At 66.6% G+C, this 18,195-nt stretch carries 21 protein-coding genes; 7 read left to right on the plus strand and 14 right to left on the minus strand.

Annotated elements, in window-relative coordinates; all coding sequences use genetic code 11:
• Positions 1–70 precede the first annotated feature (70 nt).
• The 5 genes from TS85_RS02745 to TS85_RS02765 all read right to left on the minus strand — a co-directional run bounded on the left by TS85_RS02745 (position 71) and on the right by TS85_RS02765 (position 4,902).
• A complete protein-coding gene (locus TS85_RS02745) occupies positions 71–1,246 on the minus strand; it encodes an acetyl-CoA C-acyltransferase (protein WP_044330296.1) in 1,176 nt (391 codons plus the stop codon).
• A gap of 139 nt (positions 1,247–1,385) precedes the next feature.
• Positions 1,386–1,841, minus strand: a complete 456-nt coding sequence (locus tag TS85_RS02750) for a MaoC family dehydratase (RefSeq protein ID WP_044330297.1) — start codon at positions 1,839–1,841, stop codon at positions 1,386–1,388.
• A 159-nt stretch (positions 1,842–2,000) separates the two neighbouring features.
• A complete protein-coding gene (locus TS85_RS02755; protein WP_052507693.1) occupies positions 2,001–2,675 on the minus strand; it encodes a TetR/AcrR family transcriptional regulator in 675 nt (224 codons plus the stop codon).
• A 16-nt stretch (positions 2,676–2,691) separates the two neighbouring features.
• Positions 2,692–3,864 carry a mechanosensitive ion channel family protein gene (locus TS85_RS02760; RefSeq protein WP_044330298.1) on the minus strand — a complete coding sequence of 391 codons (1,173 nt, stop codon included), beginning with the start codon at positions 3,862–3,864 and terminating at the stop codon, positions 2,692–2,694.
• 6 nt (positions 3,865–3,870) lie between these two features.
• Positions 3,871–4,902 carry a DNA topoisomerase IB gene (locus TS85_RS02765; RefSeq protein WP_044330299.1) on the minus strand — a complete coding sequence of 344 codons (1,032 nt, stop codon included), beginning with the start codon at positions 4,900–4,902 and terminating at the stop codon, positions 3,871–3,873.
• Between the two features lie 134 nt (positions 4,903–5,036).
• Here TS85_RS02765 and TS85_RS02770 point away from each other — a divergent pair, with 134 nt between their 5' ends.
• The gene (locus TS85_RS02770) at positions 5,037–5,591 is read left to right on the plus strand and encodes a type 1 glutamine amidotransferase domain-containing protein (RefSeq protein WP_044330301.1); all 555 of its coding nucleotides are present in this window, start codon (positions 5,037–5,039) and stop codon (positions 5,589–5,591) included.
• Between the two features lie 168 nt (positions 5,592–5,759).
• Here the strand turns inward: TS85_RS02770 and TS85_RS02775 are convergent, their stop codons facing one another.
• From TS85_RS02775 to TS85_RS25825, 3 genes are read right to left on the minus strand one after another with little or no spacing between them, the layout of a single operon-like run.
• The gene (locus TS85_RS02775; protein ID WP_227698638.1) at positions 5,760–6,902 is read right to left on the minus strand and encodes an acyltransferase family protein; all 1,143 of its coding nucleotides are present in this window, start codon (positions 6,900–6,902) and stop codon (positions 5,760–5,762) included.
• Positions 6,866–8,221, minus strand: a complete 1,356-nt coding sequence (locus TS85_RS02780; RefSeq protein WP_044330302.1) for a putative O-glycosylation ligase, exosortase A system-associated — start codon at positions 8,219–8,221, stop codon at positions 6,866–6,868. The genes TS85_RS02775 and TS85_RS02780 overlap by 37 nt, the downstream gene beginning before the upstream one ends.
• The gene (locus TS85_RS25825; protein ID WP_173426210.1) at positions 8,214–8,363 is read right to left on the minus strand and encodes a hypothetical protein; all 150 of its coding nucleotides are present in this window, start codon (positions 8,361–8,363) and stop codon (positions 8,214–8,216) included. Before TS85_RS25825 ends, TS85_RS02780 begins: the two co-directional genes overlap by 8 nt.
• An 84-nt stretch (positions 8,364–8,447) precedes the next feature.
• Here TS85_RS25825 and TS85_RS02785 point away from each other — a divergent pair, with 84 nt between their 5' ends.
• Positions 8,448–9,689, plus strand: coding sequence for a TIGR04063 family PEP-CTERM/XrtA system glycosyltransferase (locus tag TS85_RS02785; protein WP_044330303.1), 1,242 nt, complete (start codon positions 8,448–8,450; stop codon positions 9,687–9,689).
• Complete coding sequence (locus TS85_RS02790; RefSeq protein WP_052507694.1) at positions 9,686–10,609, plus strand: hypothetical protein; 924 nt, start codon at positions 9,686–9,688, stop codon at positions 10,607–10,609. Before TS85_RS02785 ends, TS85_RS02790 begins: the two co-directional genes overlap by 4 nt.
• A gap of 17 nt (positions 10,610–10,626) precedes the next feature.
• Here TS85_RS02790 and TS85_RS02795 read toward each other — a convergent pair whose 3' ends face one another.
• Positions 10,627–10,929: a hypothetical protein gene (locus TS85_RS02795; RefSeq protein ID WP_044330304.1), complete on the minus strand. Its 303-nt coding sequence runs from the start codon at positions 10,927–10,929 to the stop codon at positions 10,627–10,629.
• Positions 10,926–11,108, minus strand: a complete 183-nt coding sequence (locus TS85_RS02800) for a hypothetical protein (protein ID WP_044330305.1) — start codon at positions 11,106–11,108, stop codon at positions 10,926–10,928. The genes TS85_RS02795 and TS85_RS02800 overlap by 4 nt, the downstream gene beginning before the upstream one ends.
• A 98-nt stretch (positions 11,109–11,206) precedes the next feature.
• On the opposite strand from TS85_RS02800, the gene TS85_RS02805 reads away from it, so the two are divergent.
• Positions 11,207–11,830, plus strand: coding sequence for a S24 family peptidase (locus tag TS85_RS02805; RefSeq protein ID WP_044330306.1), 624 nt, complete (start codon positions 11,207–11,209; stop codon positions 11,828–11,830).
• A 168-nt stretch (positions 11,831–11,998) separates the two neighbouring features.
• On the plus strand, positions 11,999–12,562 hold the full coding sequence (locus TS85_RS02810; protein ID WP_227698639.1) for a transposase: 564 nt from the start codon (positions 11,999–12,001) through the stop codon (positions 12,560–12,562).
• On the opposite strand, the gene TS85_RS02815 is transcribed toward TS85_RS02810, so the two are convergent.
• A complete protein-coding gene (locus TS85_RS02815; RefSeq protein WP_044329672.1) occupies positions 12,543–13,766 on the minus strand; it encodes an IS256 family transposase in 1,224 nt (407 codons plus the stop codon). The genes TS85_RS02810 and TS85_RS02815 overlap by 20 nt on opposite strands.
• Here TS85_RS02815 and TS85_RS02820 point away from each other — a divergent pair.
• Both TS85_RS02820 and TS85_RS26385 read left to right on the plus strand, forming a co-directional pair.
• Positions 13,753–14,370: a transposase gene (locus TS85_RS02820; protein WP_227698640.1), complete on the plus strand. Its 618-nt coding sequence runs from the start codon at positions 13,753–13,755 to the stop codon at positions 14,368–14,370. The two genes, TS85_RS02815 and TS85_RS02820, sit on opposite strands and share 14 nt — an antisense overlap.
• Before the next feature lie 140 nt (positions 14,371–14,510).
• Complete coding sequence (locus tag TS85_RS26385) at positions 14,511–14,729, plus strand: transposase (RefSeq protein WP_077228410.1); 219 nt, start codon at positions 14,511–14,513, stop codon at positions 14,727–14,729.
• A 382-nt stretch (positions 14,730–15,111) separates the two neighbouring features.
• Here TS85_RS26385 and TS85_RS25170 read toward each other — a convergent pair whose 3' ends face one another.
• The 3 genes from TS85_RS25170 to TS85_RS02835 all read right to left on the minus strand — a co-directional run bounded on the left by TS85_RS25170 (position 15,112) and on the right by TS85_RS02835 (position 18,028).
• Positions 15,112–15,942, minus strand: a complete 831-nt coding sequence (locus tag TS85_RS25170) for a hypothetical protein (RefSeq protein WP_155006278.1) — start codon at positions 15,940–15,942, stop codon at positions 15,112–15,114.
• A 204-nt stretch (positions 15,943–16,146) separates the two neighbouring features.
• Positions 16,147–16,548 carry a DUF4112 domain-containing protein gene (locus TS85_RS02830; RefSeq protein ID WP_044330308.1) on the minus strand — a complete coding sequence of 134 codons (402 nt, stop codon included), beginning with the start codon at positions 16,546–16,548 and terminating at the stop codon, positions 16,147–16,149.
• Positions 16,549–16,570: 22 nt separating this feature from the next.
• Positions 16,571–18,028, minus strand: coding sequence for an ABC transporter substrate-binding protein (locus TS85_RS02835; protein WP_044330309.1), 1,458 nt, complete (start codon positions 18,026–18,028; stop codon positions 16,571–16,573).
• Between the last annotated feature and the right edge of the window lie 167 nt (positions 18,029–18,195).

An 18,195-nucleotide genomic window follows, 5' to 3' on the forward strand; every position in this document is an offset into this window, starting at 1 on the left:
AGCAACAAGAACCGGCGGGGCTGCGGGCATGTATCCGGGCGCGCCGCGGCGGGCGCGCCCGAAACGCGGTTTACAGGACTTCGAACAACCCGGCGGCGCCCATGCCGCCGCCGACGCACATCGTGACGACGACATATTTCGCGCCGCGACGCTTGCCCTCGATCAGCGCATGGCCGGTCATCCGGGCGCCGCTCATGCCGTAAGGGTGGCCGATCGAGATCGCGCCGCCATTGACGTTGAGCAGTTCGTTCGGGATGCCGAGCGTGTCCTGGCAATAGAGGACCTGCACCGCGAACGCCTCGTTCAGCTCCCACAGGCCGATATCGTCCATCTTCAGGTTGAAGCGTTCGAGCAGCTTGGGGATCGCAAAGACCGGGCCGATGCCCATCTCGTCGGGCTTGGTCCCCGCCACCGCCATGCCGACATAGCGGCCCAGCGGCTGGAGCCCGCGCTTCTCGGCGAGCTTTTCCTCCATCAGCACGGAGGCGGAGCTGCCGTCGGACAACTGGCTGGCATTGCCCGCGGTGATCGTGCCGTTCGGCAGCACGGGGTTGAGCGACTGAAGCCCCTCCAGCGTGGTGTCGGCGCGGTTGCCCTCGTCCTTGGACAGCGTCACTTCCTTGGTGGTGACTTCCTTGGTTTCCTTGTTGACGAGGTTCATCGTCGCAGTGACCGGCACGATCTCATCGTCGAACTTGCCCGCTGCCTGGGCGGCGGCGGTGCGCTGTTGCGACTGGAGGGCATAGGCGTCGGTGCGGTCGCGACCGATGCCGTAGCGCTGCGCCACGACCTCGGCGGTCTGGAGCATCGGCATGTAGATGTCGCCGTGCATCGCGAGCAGTTCGGGGTCGGCGGCGACACGCATCTGGGGCGTCTGGACCAGGCTGATCGATTCGACGCCGCCGCCGATCGCGATGTCCATATTGTCGGTGATGATCTCCTTGGCGGCGGTGGCGATCGCCATCAGCCCCGAGGCGCATTGGCGATCGACCGACATGCCCGCGACCGATACCGGCAGCCCGGCGCGGAGCAGCGCGTTGCGGGCGATGTTGCCGCCCTGGTGCCCCTGTTGCAGCGCGGCGCCGAAGATCACGTCGTCGACTTCGCCCGGATCGATTCCGGCGCGCTCGACCGCGGCGCGGATCGAGGCGGCGCCCAGCGTGGGGGCGGGCAGATTGTTGAACGCGCCGCGATAGGCGCGGCCGATCGGGGTGCGGGCGGTGGAGACGATGACTGCGGAGCGCATGGGAGCTTCCTTTTCGTTGCTCCCCTCCCGCGTGCGGGAGGGGCTGGGGGTGGGCGCCCGCTATCCACGGGCGGTGATTTCGTGGAGGGCGGGTGCCCACCCCCCGACCCCCTCCCGCAAGCGGGCAGGGGGAGAAGGGTTAAACGTAGATCAACGCGATCCACTCGGCGATCAGCGCGGGCTTGTCCTCGCCTTCGATCTCGAGCGTATAGTCCTGGACCTGCTCCCACACGCCGGGCTTGCGCTCGACGAATTTGCGCAGCGTGAAGCGGCCGCGGACGCGCTTGCCCGAGCGGACGGGGGTGAGGAAGCGGACTTTGTTGCCGCCGTAATTGACTCCCATCGTCGCGCCCGTGATCGACGGCGCGCCGCTGCGCGCGGCCAGCATCGGCATCAGCGACAGCGACAGGAAACCATGCGCGATCGTCCCGCCGAACGGCGTCTGCGCGGCGCGTTCGGGGTCGACATGGATGAACTGGTGATCGCCGGTCGCATCGGCGAACGTGGCGATCATCGCCTGTGTCACCTCTACCCAGTCGGACACCCAAGTGGTGCCGACGCGTCCGGCCATCTGCTCGACGGTGATGCTCTCCACGCGATTCGACTCCCGTTCCGGCACGCCGGTTCGCCCATCTAGGGATGGAGGCACCGCCTCTGCAAGCCTGAGCCGACCGAAAACCCGAAACTACCGGGTTCCCTAGCGTAAGCCATGCCCCTGATGCCCAGACCCGATGTTCAAAAACCGGCGAAGGGGTCAGGCGGGGCCCGCGGTCAGCGGTGCGTCGCCGCGCTTTCGCAGGTCGGCCAGCAGCACCTCGACCGCCCAGCGGCAGGCGATCCCGATCGCGTCGCCGGTCAGGCCCCATTGATCGCGCATCTCGCGCCATGCCACCTCGCTCGACAGCAGCTGCACGGCTGCGACGGCCAGCGTGCGATCGGGTTCGGGCAGTGCCCGGCTGGGCGCGTCGAGCATCGCGCGATAGGCCGCGACGCGATCGGGCGTGACTGCGTTGCGGATCGCGCGACCCTCGGCACTGGCCATCGCCACGGTCATCGCAGGCGCATTGGCGTCGAACTGCGCGAAGCGCGCGCGCATTTCGCCGAGCAGCTGGTCGAGCGTTTGCGGTATCCCGCCGGCGGGGGCCAGCTGCTTCCAGGCGCCCTGACGCAGCGCCGTCTGGTCGGGGAAATAGCGATAGACGGTGCGACGGGAGATGCCGGCGCGCTCGGCGACGGCATCATGCGTCAGCTTCGCGCCGTCGCCCATCACCGCGACTGCCGCGGCCTCGATCCGGGCGCGGGTCTGGGGGTTGTCCGATACACTCTGGCTCAGCGGCCTGGCGGGCCGTGGCGCCGTATCGGGCTTGGCGGGCGGGGTGGGGGTGGCCGGCTCGGCGGGGTCGGCGAGGAGGAACTTCCGTTTGTACATGGCGGTCCCGGCGGCGCTATCGCTCGCCGGGCTCCTTGTCGACGCGCATCACCGGCTGGACATCGGGATAGGGCATGATGATCGTGCCGTCGGGGGCGGCGGCGTAGCTCGTCTGGGTGGGATAGGCGAAGGCGATGCCGGCGGCGGTGAAATGGCGCAGCAGGTCGGTCGCGATCCGATCGCGCGCGGCATGGGCGGTGGGCCAGTCGCCGCTAGGCATTTCGACGATATATTCATAGTCGAGCGTGCTCGCGCCGAACGCCGCAAAGCCCCCGCGCACGGCATTGCCGCCATGCGCCTCGGCGATCTGTCGCAGCATTTCGGGGATGCGGTCGAGCGTGTCGGGGGGCGTCTCATAGGCGACGCCGAGCATGAACTTCAGCCGGATATGGTTCCGGTCGGAGATGTTCTGGATTTCCTTGTCGAGCAACTGGCGGTTCGAGATGATCCGCAGCTCGCCGTCGAACGACCGGATGCGCGTGGACTTCAGCCCGATGCCCTCGACCGTCCCCGTCGTCTGGTCGTAGCTGATGTTATGGCCCACCCGGAACGGGCGATCGAACAGGATCGACAGCGCCGCGATCAGGTCGCCGAAAATGCCCTGCGCGGCCAGACCGATGGCGATGCCGCCGACGCCGAGACCGGCGACGAGGCCGGTGACGTTCACCCCGAGGTTCGACAGCACCATCACCAGCGCGATCGCGAACAGCACGAAGGTGACCAGCAGCCGGATGATCCCCAGCGCGCTGGCCAGCCCGGCGGCGCGTTCGTCCTCGCCGCTGGTGCGGTGCTCGATCAGCCCGAAAATGACTTCGCGCGCCCAGATCGCCGCCTGGAACACCGCGGCGATCGTGAACAGGAAGGTCGATGTGGTGACCACCGCGGCGGGCGGATCGGCATAGGTCGTTACCAGCCGGATCGCGACCATGATGATGAAGAAGTTGCTCGTCTTCGCGACGGCGCGACCGAAGATCGCATACCAGTTTGCGACGCCATGCCCCCGCCGGCACAGCCGCGTGCCCCAGGACCGGACCAGGTGGAGCAGCAGCACGATGCCGAACGCGACGCCCGACGCGATCAGGATCTGCAGCCAATGCTCCTCCACCCAGAAGGTGGAGTCGCGGAAAAAGGACTGGGTGTGCGTTTCGAGATCGACCTTGGGCAGGATCGGGGCCGTTTTGTTGGTCATGCGCGGTCAGGCTGCCTTTGCTTGCGGCGCGTGGGCCGTCTCGTCGTCCAGAAACGCGATCAACCCGCGTTCGAAGCGGCTCAGGTACCGCGTGGTGCGCGGTAGCCGCAACCCTTCGCGGAACGCCGCCTGTGCCCCCTTGTCCTTGGCCAGCGCCACCAGCAGCGGATGGACATAGGATTTGCGCGCGATCGACGGCGTGTTGCCCAGCGCGGCGGTCACGGGCTCCAGCATCGCCTTGATCCCGACATAGCCCTCGGCACAGGCCAGCGCCTCGAACGCCAGCACGCTCGCGCCCCAGGTGCGGAAATGCTTCGCGGAGAAGGCGTCGCCGGTCGCCTCGCGGATATAGCAATTGACGTCGGACGAGGTGACGGGGTGGCTCTCGCCCGCGTCGTCGAGCCAGCGGAACAGATGCTGGCCGGGCAGGTCCTGGCAGCGTTTGACGAAGCGGCTGAGCGTGCCGTCGGTGATCGTCATGACGCGCAGTTTGCCCGATTTGGCGCGGAACTGGAGCTTGAGCGCGCGCCCCGTGACGGTGGCGTGGCGCTTGCGCAGCGTCGTCGCGCCGAAGCTCTTGTTCGCCTGCGCATAGCTTTCGTTCCCCACGCGGATCGTGCCGAGATCGAGCAGCCGGACGACCGCGGCGACGGCCTTGTCCTTGCACAGCCCGCGGCGTTTCAAATCCTGTTCGACGCGGGCGCGCAGCCGCGGCAGGCGGCGGCCGAATGCGCCGCAACGATCGTACTTGGCCGCCTCCTGCGCCTCGCGAAAGCCGGTGTGGTAGCGATATTGCTTGCGCCCCTTGTCGTCCCAGCCGACCGCCTGGATATGCCCATTGGGATCGGGGCAGAACCATGCGTCGCGATACGCAGGCGGCAGCCCGATGCGATTGAGCCGGTCGATCTCGTCGCGGTCGGTGATCCGCGCCCCCGACGCATCCCAATAGCCCCAGCCATGGCGCATCTTGCGGCGGGTGATCCCGGTTTTTTGCCCGTCCTGTCGAATCTCGACATAGACGATGTCGTCGTTGGCCATGGACATCCTCGCAGGTGGGCGTGGAATGCATATGCGACCCGCTTCGTTCCGAGCCCTGTGCAGGACGGGCGGAGGAACCTGCGGGGATGTGCAGCCGTTCTTTGGGAAAGCTCCCCTATTCAAAGGAAATTCCCATGGCCGATTTGTCCAGCGCACGCGTGCTGATGATTGCAACCGATGGCTTCGAGCAGGACGAACTGTTCGAGCCGCGCCAGGCGCTGCTCGACGCGGGGGTCCGGCTGACGCTGGCATCGCTCAAGACCGATGCCATCACCGGCGAAAAGGGCGGCGAGAAGGGCGACAGCATCACCCCCGACACGACGATCGACCAGGTCGAGGCGGGGCAGTTCGATGCGCTGGTGCTGCCGGGTGGGGTCCATAATCCCGACACGCTGCGGATGGAGCCGCGCGTGATCGAGACCATCCGCGCCTTTGTCGATGCCGGCAAGCCGGTGGCGGCGATATGCCACGCGCCGTGGCTGCTGGTCGAAGCCGATGCCGTCGCCGGGCGCCGGGTGACGGGCTGGCCGTCGGTGCGGACCGACCTGGCCAATGCCGGCGCGCATGTGGTGGACGAGGAAGTGGTGGTCGACGGCAATTTGATCACCAGCCGCAATCCGGGGGATATCCCGGCGTTCAATCGTGCGGTGCTGGCGGCGCTGGAGGAGGCGATGGCTGTGGCTGCTTAATATCCTCGTCGCATAGTTTTTTTGAGATTTTTCTCACACAAAGCCACGAAGGCACGAAGTTAGGAAGGCTTTTTCTATTTCGTGTCTTTGTGACTTTGTGTGATTTTGAGAAGATTTTTTCGCGCAAAGACACAAAGGCGCTAAGATAGAAGAAGAAGGCGCAGGTCGTTAAGATGCCCTTTCTCTTTGCGCCTTTGTGTCTTTGCGCGAAAAATCTTTCTTTCTGACGTTCGAGGCGCTTCCGCTCAGCCAGCGCTGCGCGGGGCGTTCGACCAGATGGTAGAGCGTTATCGACGCGCCCAGCACGAGCAGCAGGTAGAGCCCGATCAGCGGCCAGCCTACGGCGCGCGGGTCTTCGACCAAGGCGAGTTTGAACGTGAACCAGAGCAGATAGTGGCTGAGATAGGTCGCGTAGCTGATCATGCCGAGATAGTGGAGCGCTGCGCCCTCCAGCGGGTTGCCCGTGCGCCCGGCGGTGAGCGCCAGTGCCAGCAGCGCGGCGGCGAAGGCGGCGGGCATCGCCAGCGTTTCGGGTAGCACGCCGCCGATCCAGCTCGTGGCGAGCAGGATCGCGACCAGCCCCGCCAGCGCGGCGGGGGTGCGCCACGTCGCTCGCCAGCGCAGCCACAGCGCGCCGACGATCGTCCCGCAGCCGAATTCGAGGATGCACCGCGCGACGCCGAGCCGTGGGATGGCCTGCCCCAATTGCGTCGCGCCGTGCGATGCGAAGAGGCCGTGCAGCGCCAGCAGCAGCGCGATGCCGATCGCTGCCAGCGCGATGCTGGGCACCCGCCGCCAGTCGATGGCGAAGGCGAGGAGTGGAAAGACCAGATAGGCGGCCAGCTCGCACGAGATCGACCAGGCGGGGACGTTCCAGGCGAGCGCATCGGTGAAGCCCCAATTCTGGAGCAGCAGCAGGTGCAGCGGCAGTTCGGCGAACGGGAAGTCGGGCGCCGCCCGCCCGGTCGCGCGCATCGCCAGCGCCAGCGCGACCGCGCCGCCCAGCATGACGAGGTGCAGCGGCCAGATCCGCGCGACGCGCCGCCGCAGGAATTGGGGCACCGCGGCCCAGCCGCCGCTGCGCACCCGATCGGCATAGCTCAGCCAGATCACCAGCCCCGAAAGCAGGAAGAAGAAATCGACCGCGAGATAGCCATGCGCGAACACCGCCATCAGCGGCGCGGGCACGCCGATCAGCGCGTGTCGGAGGTGGAAGAGCACCACCAGCCATGCGGCGATGCCGCGCATGGCGGTGAGCGCGCGCAACTCGCCCATCATGCCGGCGCCGCGCCGCGCCGGGGCGTGTGCCATCCTCCCGCTGTCGCTTCGGCGCGTTTGCGCGCGACATAGGTGTCGAGCCCGATCTGCGCGCCGATCAGCATATAGACAAAGGGCTGGAACGCGATCGCGATGAAGGTCGCGCCGAGCAGGTAGATGAGGTGCGCGCTCTGGAGCGCGGAGGCGAGCGGGGCGACCCATTGCTCGTCCGGGCGGGGGTGGCGATAGCGACGGCGCAGCACCTCCATCCGCACCAGCCCGGCCAGGTTGAGGACCAGCCACAGCGCGAGGCCCGGATAGCCCTGTTCGCCCAGCATCTCGAAATAGGCGCTGTGATAGGCGCGCGCCTTGTCGATCTCCATGCTGCGCTGGATCTCGATCTGGCCGCCGACTTCGCGCGCGCTAACCTTTTCGTAGCGGATGCGGTTCTGGCGATAGGCCTCGAACCCGCCGCCCATCGGGTGCGCGCGGGCATAGTCCATCGTCCATTGCCACACCGCGAGCCGAGTCGAGGCCGACGCATCGCCCTGATAGGTCTTGATCGTCCCCATCCGCTCGGTGAACGACGCGGGGAGGAAGGGGATGGCGAGCAGCCCGGCACAGGCCAGCGCCGTCATATAGGCGACCTTGCGCTTCGAATCGCGCAGCATCAGCAGCGCGAGCAGGACGATGCAGAGCAGCCCGGTGCGCGTCGAGGTGCCCACCGGGATCAGCAGGCAGGCGAAGACGAGCGCATAAGCGATCGTCTTCACGCGCCAATCGGGGGGGAAGATCGTGCCGTGGCGGGTGAACCACAGGATCAGCGGGATGATCGCGATCGCCACGGTCGAGATCGTCGACCCCTCGTACAGCCCCGAATTATTGGAGACCATCAGGTTCAACTCGCCATAGCCGCCGCCCGACAGCACGGTCTTCAAGCCCCCGGTGATGATGATCGATGCCGCCGACAGCGTCATGAACAGCAGCAGCGCCTCGATCCGCAATTTGGTGCGCAGCGTCAGGGGGAGGAAGGCGGCGAAAGCGAGCGCCTTCCACACCCAATCCCATTTGTCCTTGGCTTCCAAAGGAAAATCGGCGTGGATCGTCGTCCAGAAGCAATAGCCGAGGAGCGCGAGGATCAGCAACTGGCGCGGGGCGACGCGCACGTCGCGCTTGTCGTCGACCGCCAGCCACCCCGCCACCGCCAACCCGACTGCGATCAGCGAGATCGGCACCGAATTGAGCAGCAAATAGGTCAGCCGCTGGGGCGAGACGATGTCGATATAGGCATAGGCCAGCACGAACAGGAACGGCTTGCGAAAGCCCATGCCCAGCAGCGCGACGAGGAACAGGATGAAGGCATAGTCACGCACCGGGCTTGCCCCAGCGGCGCTTCCTTGCGGGCGGCCGATCGCGCGGGCTCGGCTCGTGATCGAGATCGGGGCGGCGCAGCAGCTGAATCGCAGCGAGCATCATCAGCCCATGGCTGACCAGCAGCGAGATATTGTCGATCATGCCCTGCGAACCGCTCCTTGTTCGCGCCGCTCTACTCTCTTGCAGTTGACGCGCCGTTAAGGGACTGCATGGCAGAGCGCAGCCATGCGCATCCTGCATATCCTCGACCACGGCCTGCCGCTCCACAGCGGCTATACGTTCCGAACGCGGGCGATCCTGAAGGCGCAGATCGCGCGGGGGTGGGAAGTGGCGGCGGTCACCGGGCCGCGGCATGGCGAGAGCCCGGCGACGGACGAGGTCGTCGACGGGCTGCACTTCCACCGCACTGCGCCGACCCGGCCCGCACCGCCTCCGCTCGGCGAGTGGCGCGAAGTGCGCGCCTTTGCGCGGCGCATCGAGGCGGTGGCGCGCGACTTTCGCCCCGACATCCTCCACGCGCATTCGCCGGTGCTCGACGCGATGGCGGGGCAGCGCGTGGCGCAGCGGCTGGGGCTGCCCTTGCTCTACGAGATTCGCGCATTCTGGGAGGATGCGGCGGTCGGCAACGGCACCGGGCGCGAAGCCAGCCTGAAATACCGAATCACCAAGGCGCTGGAGACGCGCGCGGTGCGCAAGGCGCAGGCGGTCGCAGTGATCTGCGAAGGGCTGCGCGGCGACCTGGTCCGGCGCGGGATCGACGCCGCCAAGATCTTTGTGTCGCCCAACGGCGTCGACCTGACGCTGTTCGGCGAGCCGCTGCCGCACGATGCCGCGCTGGCGGCGGAGCTGGGGGTCACGGGCGCCGAGACGATCGGGTTCATCGGCAGCTTCTATGATTATGAAGGGCTCGACAACCTGATCGACGCGATGCCCGCGCTGGTCGCGTCGCGCCCGTCGATGCATCTCGTGCTGGTCGGCGGTGGCCCGGCGGAAGCGGCGTTGCGCGCACAGGCCGCCGCGTCGCCGGTCGCCGACCGGATCAAATTCGTCGGGCGGGTGCCGCATCACGACGTCGAGCGTTACTATAGCGTGGTCGATGTGCTGGTATACCCCCGCAAGCGGATGCGGCTGACCGAACTGGTGACTCCGCTCAAGCCATTGGAGGCGATGGCGCAGCGGCGGCTGGTCGCGGCGTCGGACGTGGGCGGGCATCGCGAGCTGATCCGCGACGGCGACACCGGCACGCTGTTCGCACCCGACGACCCCAGGGCGCTGGCGCGGTCGATCGCGGCGCTGTTCTCGGGCCGCGACCAGTGGGAGGCGCGGCGCAACCGTGCGCGCGCCTTTGTCGAGGCCGAGCGCAACTGGTCGGTAAATGTCGCGCGTTATGAGTCTGTTTACCAAAGGCTCGCAATGTCCGGGGCGATGAACGACTCGCCGTCCCGAACGCCCGTGGTGAAGGCATGAGACTCCGCAGCGCGCCGCTTGCGGCGACGGTGCTGGGCGTGCTTGCGGCGATCGGCGTGGCGGCGATGCCGGGCGCGACGCTCGAAAGCCTGGTGACCGAAAGCGGGCTGCCCTCCGTGATCGCCGCCGCCGAGCCGCCGCTGGGGATGACCGCGCGGGCGCTGGTCGCGCTGGGCGTCGGGCTGTTCGTCGCGGGGTTTGCCTGGCTGCTGGTGGTCGTGGCGACGGGCGGTGGCGTAGCGGAAGCGCCGGACGACGACGTCCATTTCGGCGACCTGCCGACGCCGGTGATCCGCCGCGCGGATGCGCATCCCGATGCCCCGCCGCGCCCGCCGCTGCGGGCGATGCGTGACCTGGGGACGCCGTTTCTCGAGGTGCGCGCCGGAGGCGAAGTTTACGAAGTTGAGGCTTCTCGCGGTGTCTCGCCGGCCCCGTCCATTGACGCCGTCGCGGTGGCACAGGCTGTGCCGGAGCCGGTCGCGGTAGAGGCCATGCCCGCCGAGCAGGCGCTGCCCGACGATCTCGAACAGCCGCTGGCGGCGTTCGACCCGCAGGCGATCCCGGCGGTGCCGATGCCGCCGCCGCTGTCGCTCAAGCCGCTGCGCCCGACGCCCGCGCCCGCGCAGTATGACGACCGCGATCGTTTCGACATCTTCGCGCTGAGCCCGCCCTGCCGCCGCCCGTCGCCGCCGCCCTCGCTGCGGCCCCGCCCGCGCGACGAGGCGGTTGCGCGGCCCGAGGCGGAGGCTTCGGTCCATGCTTTGCTCGAACGGCTCGAGCGCGGCGCGGTCCGCCGGGGCCTCGCCACCGGGATCGAGAAGACGATGCCGCCGGCGCGCAGCCAGCCGCCCCAGCCCGAGCAGCAGCGCGGGCTGGAAGAGGCGCTGGTCACGCTGCGCAACCTCGCGCGGCGCGCCTGACACCGCGCGGGGAGCGGTCACCGTTCCTCCACGGTCAGCGCCTCGATCGGGATAGCGCCGTCCTGCGCCGCGCCGACGACCAGATCGGCGATCAGATGCCCGCGTAGCGGCACGTCGCTGCCCGGAAGCGCTGCGAGCCAGGCGTCGAGCGCCGCACCCGCCGGCCCGGCCAGCGACACTCGGTGACGCCCGCCGGTAAAGGTCGCGCTGGCCCAGCGGGTCGAATCGGCCAGGGTCACCACCACCGGGACTCCGGCGCGCGCCGCGCTTGCGGCCAGCGCGCGTACCAGCAGCGTCGCTGCATCCGGCCCGCGGCTCACAGCGAGTCGTCCTGCGCATCGAGGAACGCCTCGATCCGCGCGACCAGGGCCGGACGCGGCTCGCGCCCCCGGCGCAGGTCCTTGACCAGCCGCGGATCACCCGCCGCCAGCCGACCGAAGCGTGTGGCGGACATTTCGGATGCCCGCAGAAACTTCTCGATCTTCCATTGCACCGACATTGCCTGGGTCTCCTCCGCCGCGAGTCGCTCAATGTGATCCTGTTTTGTTCTCCAAATCCTACTTGTCTAGGAAAATTCCTATTGCTATTGGGACAAGCATGGATGGCGATGCGCAACGCACTGCATTGGAAGGGCTGATGGCCGCGCACGACGTGGGGTTCGCGGCGCTGTCGCGCGTCATCGGGCGCAACCCGGCCTATCTCCAGCAATATGTCCGGCGGGGCACGCCGCGCGCGCTGGCCGAGGTCGATCGCGCGCGGCTGGCGGCCTATTTCGGCGTGGACGAGACGGTGCTCGGCGGGCCTGCGCAGATCGCGCTGATCGCGGTCCCCCGGCTCGACATCGGCGCGTCGGCGGGGCCGGGGCGGATGGCCGAGGATGCGCGCGCGCGGCGCCCGGCGATGCTGGCGCCGTCGCTGCTGCGCGAACTGGGCGTGCGGGCGGAGGCGGCGTCGGTGATCCGAGTCGAGGGCGATTCGATGGAGCCGACGCTGGCCGATGGCGACGAAATCCTGGTCGACCGCGACCGGCGCGAGGTGCGCGGGGGCGGGGGCATCTTCGTGCTGCGGATCGACGGCGCGATCCTGGTCAAGCGGCTGCGCGCGTGCGTCGGCGGGGTGGAAGTGGCGAGCGACAATCCCGGCTATGCGACGCGGGTGTGTGCGCGCGGGGATGTCGAGGTGATCGGGCGGGTTGCTTGGATGAGCCGGGCGCTGGTGTAGGGGCTGGGTTGGGGCCTTAGTTTGAAGCCGTCACCCTTGCAGTCGTAGAACGAATGAGGTGGGCACCTCCATTTACCTCTCGCCAAATTGGCGCAGTGATGATTCACTGTCGGCGGTCAGCGGGAGCGGACGATGCGGCAGGTTGGGCTTTTCGGATTATCGGACCACATGAAGCGCCTTTCAGCGGACGGCGATCCGCTGGAGGTGCTGGCGCGGATCGTGGACTTTGAAGCGTTTCGGCCGACGCTGGTAGCTGCACTGGGCTATTCCGACGGTACCAAGGGTGGTCGTCCGCCCTACGATCCGGTGGTGATGCTGAAGGTGCTGGTGCTGGCGGCGCAGAACAACGTGGCCGACGGGCGAATGGAATGGCTGATCCGGGATCGGCTGAGCTGGCTGCGCTTCCTGGGCTTCGATCTTGGCGCAGCGACGCCGGATGCGAACACGATCCGCATGTTCCGCGAGCGGCTGACTGCGGTCGGCGCGCTCGATACGCTGTTTGCCGATTTCGACCGCCAGTTGAAGGCGCGGGGCTATCTGCCGATGGGGGGTCAGATTGTCGATGCAACGCTGGTCGCCGCGCCCAAACAACGCAACACCGAGGCCGAGAAGGCCGCGGTGAAGGCGGGCCGGAGCGCTGCCGAGATCTGGCCGGACGAACCCGCCAGGGGGCAGTGTCAGGAATTTCGTGTGCGGGTGGGCGGATTGAACATTATGCCGCCATGGCTCTGATGAACCGCTCACCGAAGATAACGGCGAACTGTGCCTTGGCCATGGACCATTCCCGTGGTGGCATTTTCCACTCTTTTTCCGACCGGTTCAAGATCAGGTAGAGCAGCTTGGTGGCGGCCTCGTCGCTGGGGAAGTGCCCCCTGGCGCGGACGGCCCGTCTCAGCTTCGAGTTCAAGGCCTCGATCGCATTGGTCGTATAGACGATCCGGCGGACCTCGTCGGGGAAGGCGAAGAATGGGATCACCTCGGCCCATGCGCGCCGCCAGCTTTGGCCGATGGCGGGATAGCGGGTGCCCCAAGGCCCTGCCTCGAACGCCGTCAGCGCCTGTTCGGCGGCCTCGGCGCTGGGGGCGCGGTAGATTTCCTTGAGCGCCGTCGCCAGGCCCTTGCGGTCCTTCCAGGAGACGAAATCCATCGAGTTTCGCAGCAGATGGACGATGCACGTCTGCACGACCGCGTCGGGGAATACGGCGGTGATCGCCTCGGGAAAGCCTTTCAGCCCATCGACCACGGCCAGCAGGATATCTTCGGTGCCGCGGTTCCTGAGCTCGTTCATCACCCGCAGCCAGAATTTGGCACCTTCATTCTGCTCCAGCCACAGGCCGAGCACTTCCTTCGCGCCATCGGCGCGGACGCCCAGCGCGATGTGGATCGCCTTGTTGCGCACCATGCCTTCATCGCGGATCTTCACCCGGATCGCGTCGAAAAAGACAAGCGGATAGACCGGATCCAGCGGCCGCTGCTGCCAGCTGGCGACCTCGTCGAGCACCGCGTCGGTCACCGTGCTGATCAGGTCCGGCGAAGCGTCGATGCCGTACAACTCCTGGAGATGGCCGGCGATTTCCCGCGTGCTCATGCCCCGCGCATACATCGACACGATCTTCTCATCGAAGCCGGGAAACCGGCGCTGGTACTTGGCGATCAACTGCGGATCGAAGCTCGACTGACGGTCGCGCGGCACCGCAATCGAAAGGCTGCCGGTGTCGGTTATCACGGTCTTGCGGCCATAGCCGTTGCGCGTGTTGCCGGCACCGTCCTCGCCGGCGAGGTGGTGATCCATCTCCGCGTTCAACGCGCGCTCGGCCAGCGCCTTCTTCAGCGCATCCAGCAAGCCGCCGTGTTGCAGCGCCGCTGCCGCATCCCCGCCGGCCAGCAATTGGTCCAGCACTTCATCTGGTATCGTTGGTTCTTTGCGTCGGGCCATATCGGGTCTCCTTCTTACCCACTATGCCCGCCCGCACACGAAATTCCTGACACTGCCCGCCAGGGCGCGCCAGAAGGATGTCGATGCCCGCTGGACGCTTAAATTCGCCAAGGCGCGACCGACCGCCGATGGCAAGCCGCAGCCGGATATCGCAATCCCAAGCTTCGGGTATAAAAGCAGCATCTCGATATGCCGGACCTTCGGCTTCATTCGTAAGGGCCAGGTCACCGATGGCGCGCGCTACGACGGGCGCATGCTGCGCGACGTGGTGACCAGCGACAACACCGCATCGGATGTCTGGGCCGATACCGCCTATCGCAGCCAGAGCAATGAGCGTTGGCTGAAGGCCCAGGGCCGCGTCAGCCGCATCCACCGCAGAAAGCCCAAGGGCAGGCCGATGCCCGCCCATGTCCGCCGCGGCAACGCCACCAAGTCGAAGATCCGGGCCCGCGTCGAGCATGTGTTCGCGCATCAGAAGGCCGTCATGGGCCTGTTCATCCGCACCATCGGCATCGAACGGGCCAAGGCCAAGATCACGCTCGCCAACCTGGCCTTCAACATCCACCGCCTGATCTTCCACGAGCGACGCGCCGCCATGGGATAATTGCGTCCGCGCTCTACGGAAGCCGCTGAAAATCCCGGCAAACCCAGCGCCAAACCCCAGGGCTACCCAAAGCGCCACCTCGAATCCTCAATACGATCGCATCAACGGGTAAATGGAGGCGCCCAGGTGAATGATGCTCTGTGAGCACGAAGCCCCTCACCACGACGCAGTTCTTCCGGCAGTTTCCGGATGACGAAGCCTGCCTATCGCACCTGTTCAATGTCCGTTTCGGGCAGGGCCTCTCCTGCCCCTCGTGCGGGTGTCCGTCGAATTGGTATCGTATCAAGACCGAGCGGCGTTTTCTCCGGAAGTTTGGGGCTGATCGTGAAAGCCATTTGCGTGATGTCGATCAGGACTAGCAGGTTGAACAGGACGATCAGAAGCGCCGCGCCATTCGCCAGCGACGTTGCCACATCCGAGGGCCCAAACCACGGCTTTGCGACGATGAGCGCGAGAGCAATCAGCAGCATCCCAATAAGCCAGTAAGCGGATTGCCGAAGGCGCAGCCTAGTCTTGGGGAATCCAGCGGAGCCCGCCGCCTCCTCCATTTTGTTGAACTCGAAATGGAGGTTCGCGGTTGATGCCAAGGTTATCGTGACCACGACGCCGAGGAAGCTCAGCATATCTGCGCCGACAAATTCTCTCAGGAACGGGTTCTTGTCACTCATCCATTTGGGCGCCGCCAGCGAGATCACGGCCCACGCCGCAACAGCGGCAATCATCGCGCATCGTGCGATCGTTCTATTCACGGCCCAATATCCGCGTTGCCAATCTGGCGAGCCTCACAAGCGAGGGCTCGTCGGGTAAAATATCGGTATCTAATGTAGAAGTTTCGACTTTTTTTGTCGAGTTAAATCGCTTGCCGTTCTTAGTTTTTGCCTTGATAGTTCCGCATCCTTGAACAGCATAGTCAACCGCTTCCTTGGTTCTATTTGTGGAGGTATCCAAACCTTCTTTGCTCTTTAAAACGATCTCAACTTTCTCAGCATTTTCATTATTTCTAAATGCGCGAAGCTCTTCAGTTAGGTCATCGGAGCCGCCAAACATATTAGGAGCGATAAACTCAAACGTCAGGGAAGTGATCATTCCCTTATTCTTCGCTGCAAACTCCCAGAACGATTGAGCGTTGACGATTGGTTCAACCTCAATGTCCCATCGCGCATCGGTCGATGTGGTGTTGATCGCATCCGCCAATTCTCGGATAAGGCCGGAGGGACTACCGACTTTCGGATCCACCGCTACCGCGACTTTTTGCCCGTCATCATGATGACGGGGGTCAATCACCACGACCGACGCCTTCCATCCATCGTGTACGGTTTCAGCTAGGCCCTCCTCTGGCGGCCGGTTTTCTTCCACAGTTACGGCACGGCCAATGCGAGCCATAATTACGTCCTCGCGCGACTGCTCAGGCTCCGGAACGAAGTGAAAATCAGTTCCATAAAAGACGAACTGGCGTTGCTGACCAAAAACCAATCTTAGATATTGTTCTCGCGTTTGCGCGACGTCGGCAAACAGGGGCGGTTGTCGGCGTTCCAATACCGACAGCCGGAATAATTCGAATCTCTCTGACATAGTATCCTCCCCGCGAGGTGAAGACGCTATGCGTGCCGTGGTTTACGGTCAATTCACGTATGCGGAGAATAGACGCTAGCTTGCTTCACGGGCCGTAGTGTCGAACGCACTGCATTCGCCTCTTGCACGTTGGACCCTGAAACGAGTTCAGGGTGACGAGAAGAGAAAAAGCAACGATCGCTCCCGACGCATTCCCCCCGAACCTCAAGGATGATCCACCACCGCGGTCGACGGGTGGTGGCGGTCGAGGTGGCGCTTGATGATCCGCAGGTTGCGGGTGTTCGAGCGGAAGAAGAAATCGGGTACCGCGCCGACGAACGGGATCAGGCCGAGCAGCCAGTCGAACCCGATATTGCCCGCCATGCGGACCATCGCGCTTTTGGGCATGCCGAGGTTGCGGGCCTCCCACACCATGTAGCTGCCCATTGCGGCGGCGATGAAGCTGCCGCCGACGGGGATGAAGTTGAGCAGCAGGTCGAGCCCGAATTGCTGGTTGGTGCCGGGGATGGTGAAGCCGCGTTCGAGCAGCTTCTCCATCGCGACGACGCGCCCGCGCACCGAGGCGGCGTCCTTGCCCAGCGACAAGCCGCCCAGTCCTGATGCCATTCGCGTCGTTTTTACCACAGCGCTACTCCGTCTCGTTTCGCAGGTGGTTCAACGGGTGCCACGCGCGCGTGTTCCGTTGCCACGCCTTCAGCCGAAGCGCGACGATAGACCATCGCAGCGGCTGGGCGATAGGGATGTATCCCGAATCGGCGGTGAGCGCCGCATCGGCCTCTGCAATGCGGTGCGCGCGGTTGTAGAGATCGGGGGCGTCGCGCGCGGCATCGACCAGCGTCGCGGCATCGCCGGTGCAGCCGCCGCACGCCGTCGCGAGGAACCACCGCCCGCTGTCATAGGGCGCGACCGCGTCGATCAGGCGGAGGTCGGCGGGGGCATCGTGCGCCACCCGCTCGGGCGCGATGCCGATCGTGATCAGCCCGGCGGCGACATGGGCCCAGACCAGATTGCCGCCGGGACCCGCGGGAAGCGCGATGCGCAGCGCCAGCGGACCCGGATGCTCCGCCTTCCACGCCGCGACGCGCTGGCGCGCGGCGGCGCGGCGCGCGTCGAGGCTGAGCGGCTGCCACGAAGGGACGGCGGGGGGCACCGCCGAATCGAGCTGGGCGGGCAGCACATTTTCGACCGGGGTCCAGTCGGGCATCACCGCCTGAGTCAGCGCAGTGCGATCGATCGCCATCGCCACGGCGGCGCGATCGGCAGGGTCGGCGAGGAACCCCTCGCGGCGCACAACCTCCAGCCCGAACAGCCCGGTGGCCGGATCGACCTGGATAGTGTCGCGCGCGATTCCGGCGATGGCGAGGAGCGGCCAGTCGACGAAGCTGCCGCCCAGCACCAGATCCGATTGCCGCGCCTGGAACCGCGCAATCGCCAGCGATGCGCGTTCGCCGAACAGCCGGACGGTCTCCTCGGGCGCGGGCGCCGATTCGGGCTGCATCGGATCGGGGATCGGGCGGAGCAGCGTGCTGCGCGTGCCGGCCTGCGCGCGCAGCGGGCCGCTGCCCGCGGTGCCGCCGGTGCGGAACACCGCCAGTTCGGGCTGGGCGAACAGCTTGAGCAGGTCGGGGCGCGGGCGTTTGAGCCGGACTTCGATGACCTGCGGGGTCATCTCGACGATCTCGTCGATCACCGCGAGGAACGGGGCAAGCGGGTTGCGGCTGCCCGGCGCCGCGGCGCGGCGGAGCACCGCGACGACCTGAGTCGCGGTGACGGGCGCGCCATCGGGCCAGGTCGCGGCGCGCAGGCGGAAGATGTAGCTGCGGCCCTCGTCGATCACGATCCAGCGCTCGGCCAGCCCGGGCTCGATCTGGCCGCCGGCGTCGAAGCGGACGAGGCCCTGCGCGGTGGCGCCGAGCAGCACGCGCTGGGGGAAGTCGAGCGTGCCCTTGCTCGGGTCGGCGGGCTTTGCCGCGGCGCCGATCGCGCTGACGATGACGGGGGCGTCGTCCTTGCGCTGACCCTGCGGGCCGCACCCGCCCGCGATCAGCGCGAGGCTGCACAGCAAGGGAAGGGCGGGGCGGATCATCGGTGCTTTCGCTAAGGGGCGAGAGGCCGGGTGTATGGGCGGGGCGGCCTCCTGCCAACCCCCGTGCGGGGCAGGTCGCCGCATCGGGGCGGGTCGAGGGCGGTTTTTCGCCGCAACGCACCCTCGATCATGGAACTAGCGCGCGCGCGGTGCGATTTCCGTTGTGG

Origin of the sequence: Sphingomonas hengshuiensis, from assembly GCF_000935025.1 — a bacterium.
Taxonomy (GTDB): Bacteria; Pseudomonadota; Alphaproteobacteria; order Sphingomonadales; family Sphingomonadaceae; genus Sphingomonas; species Sphingomonas hengshuiensis.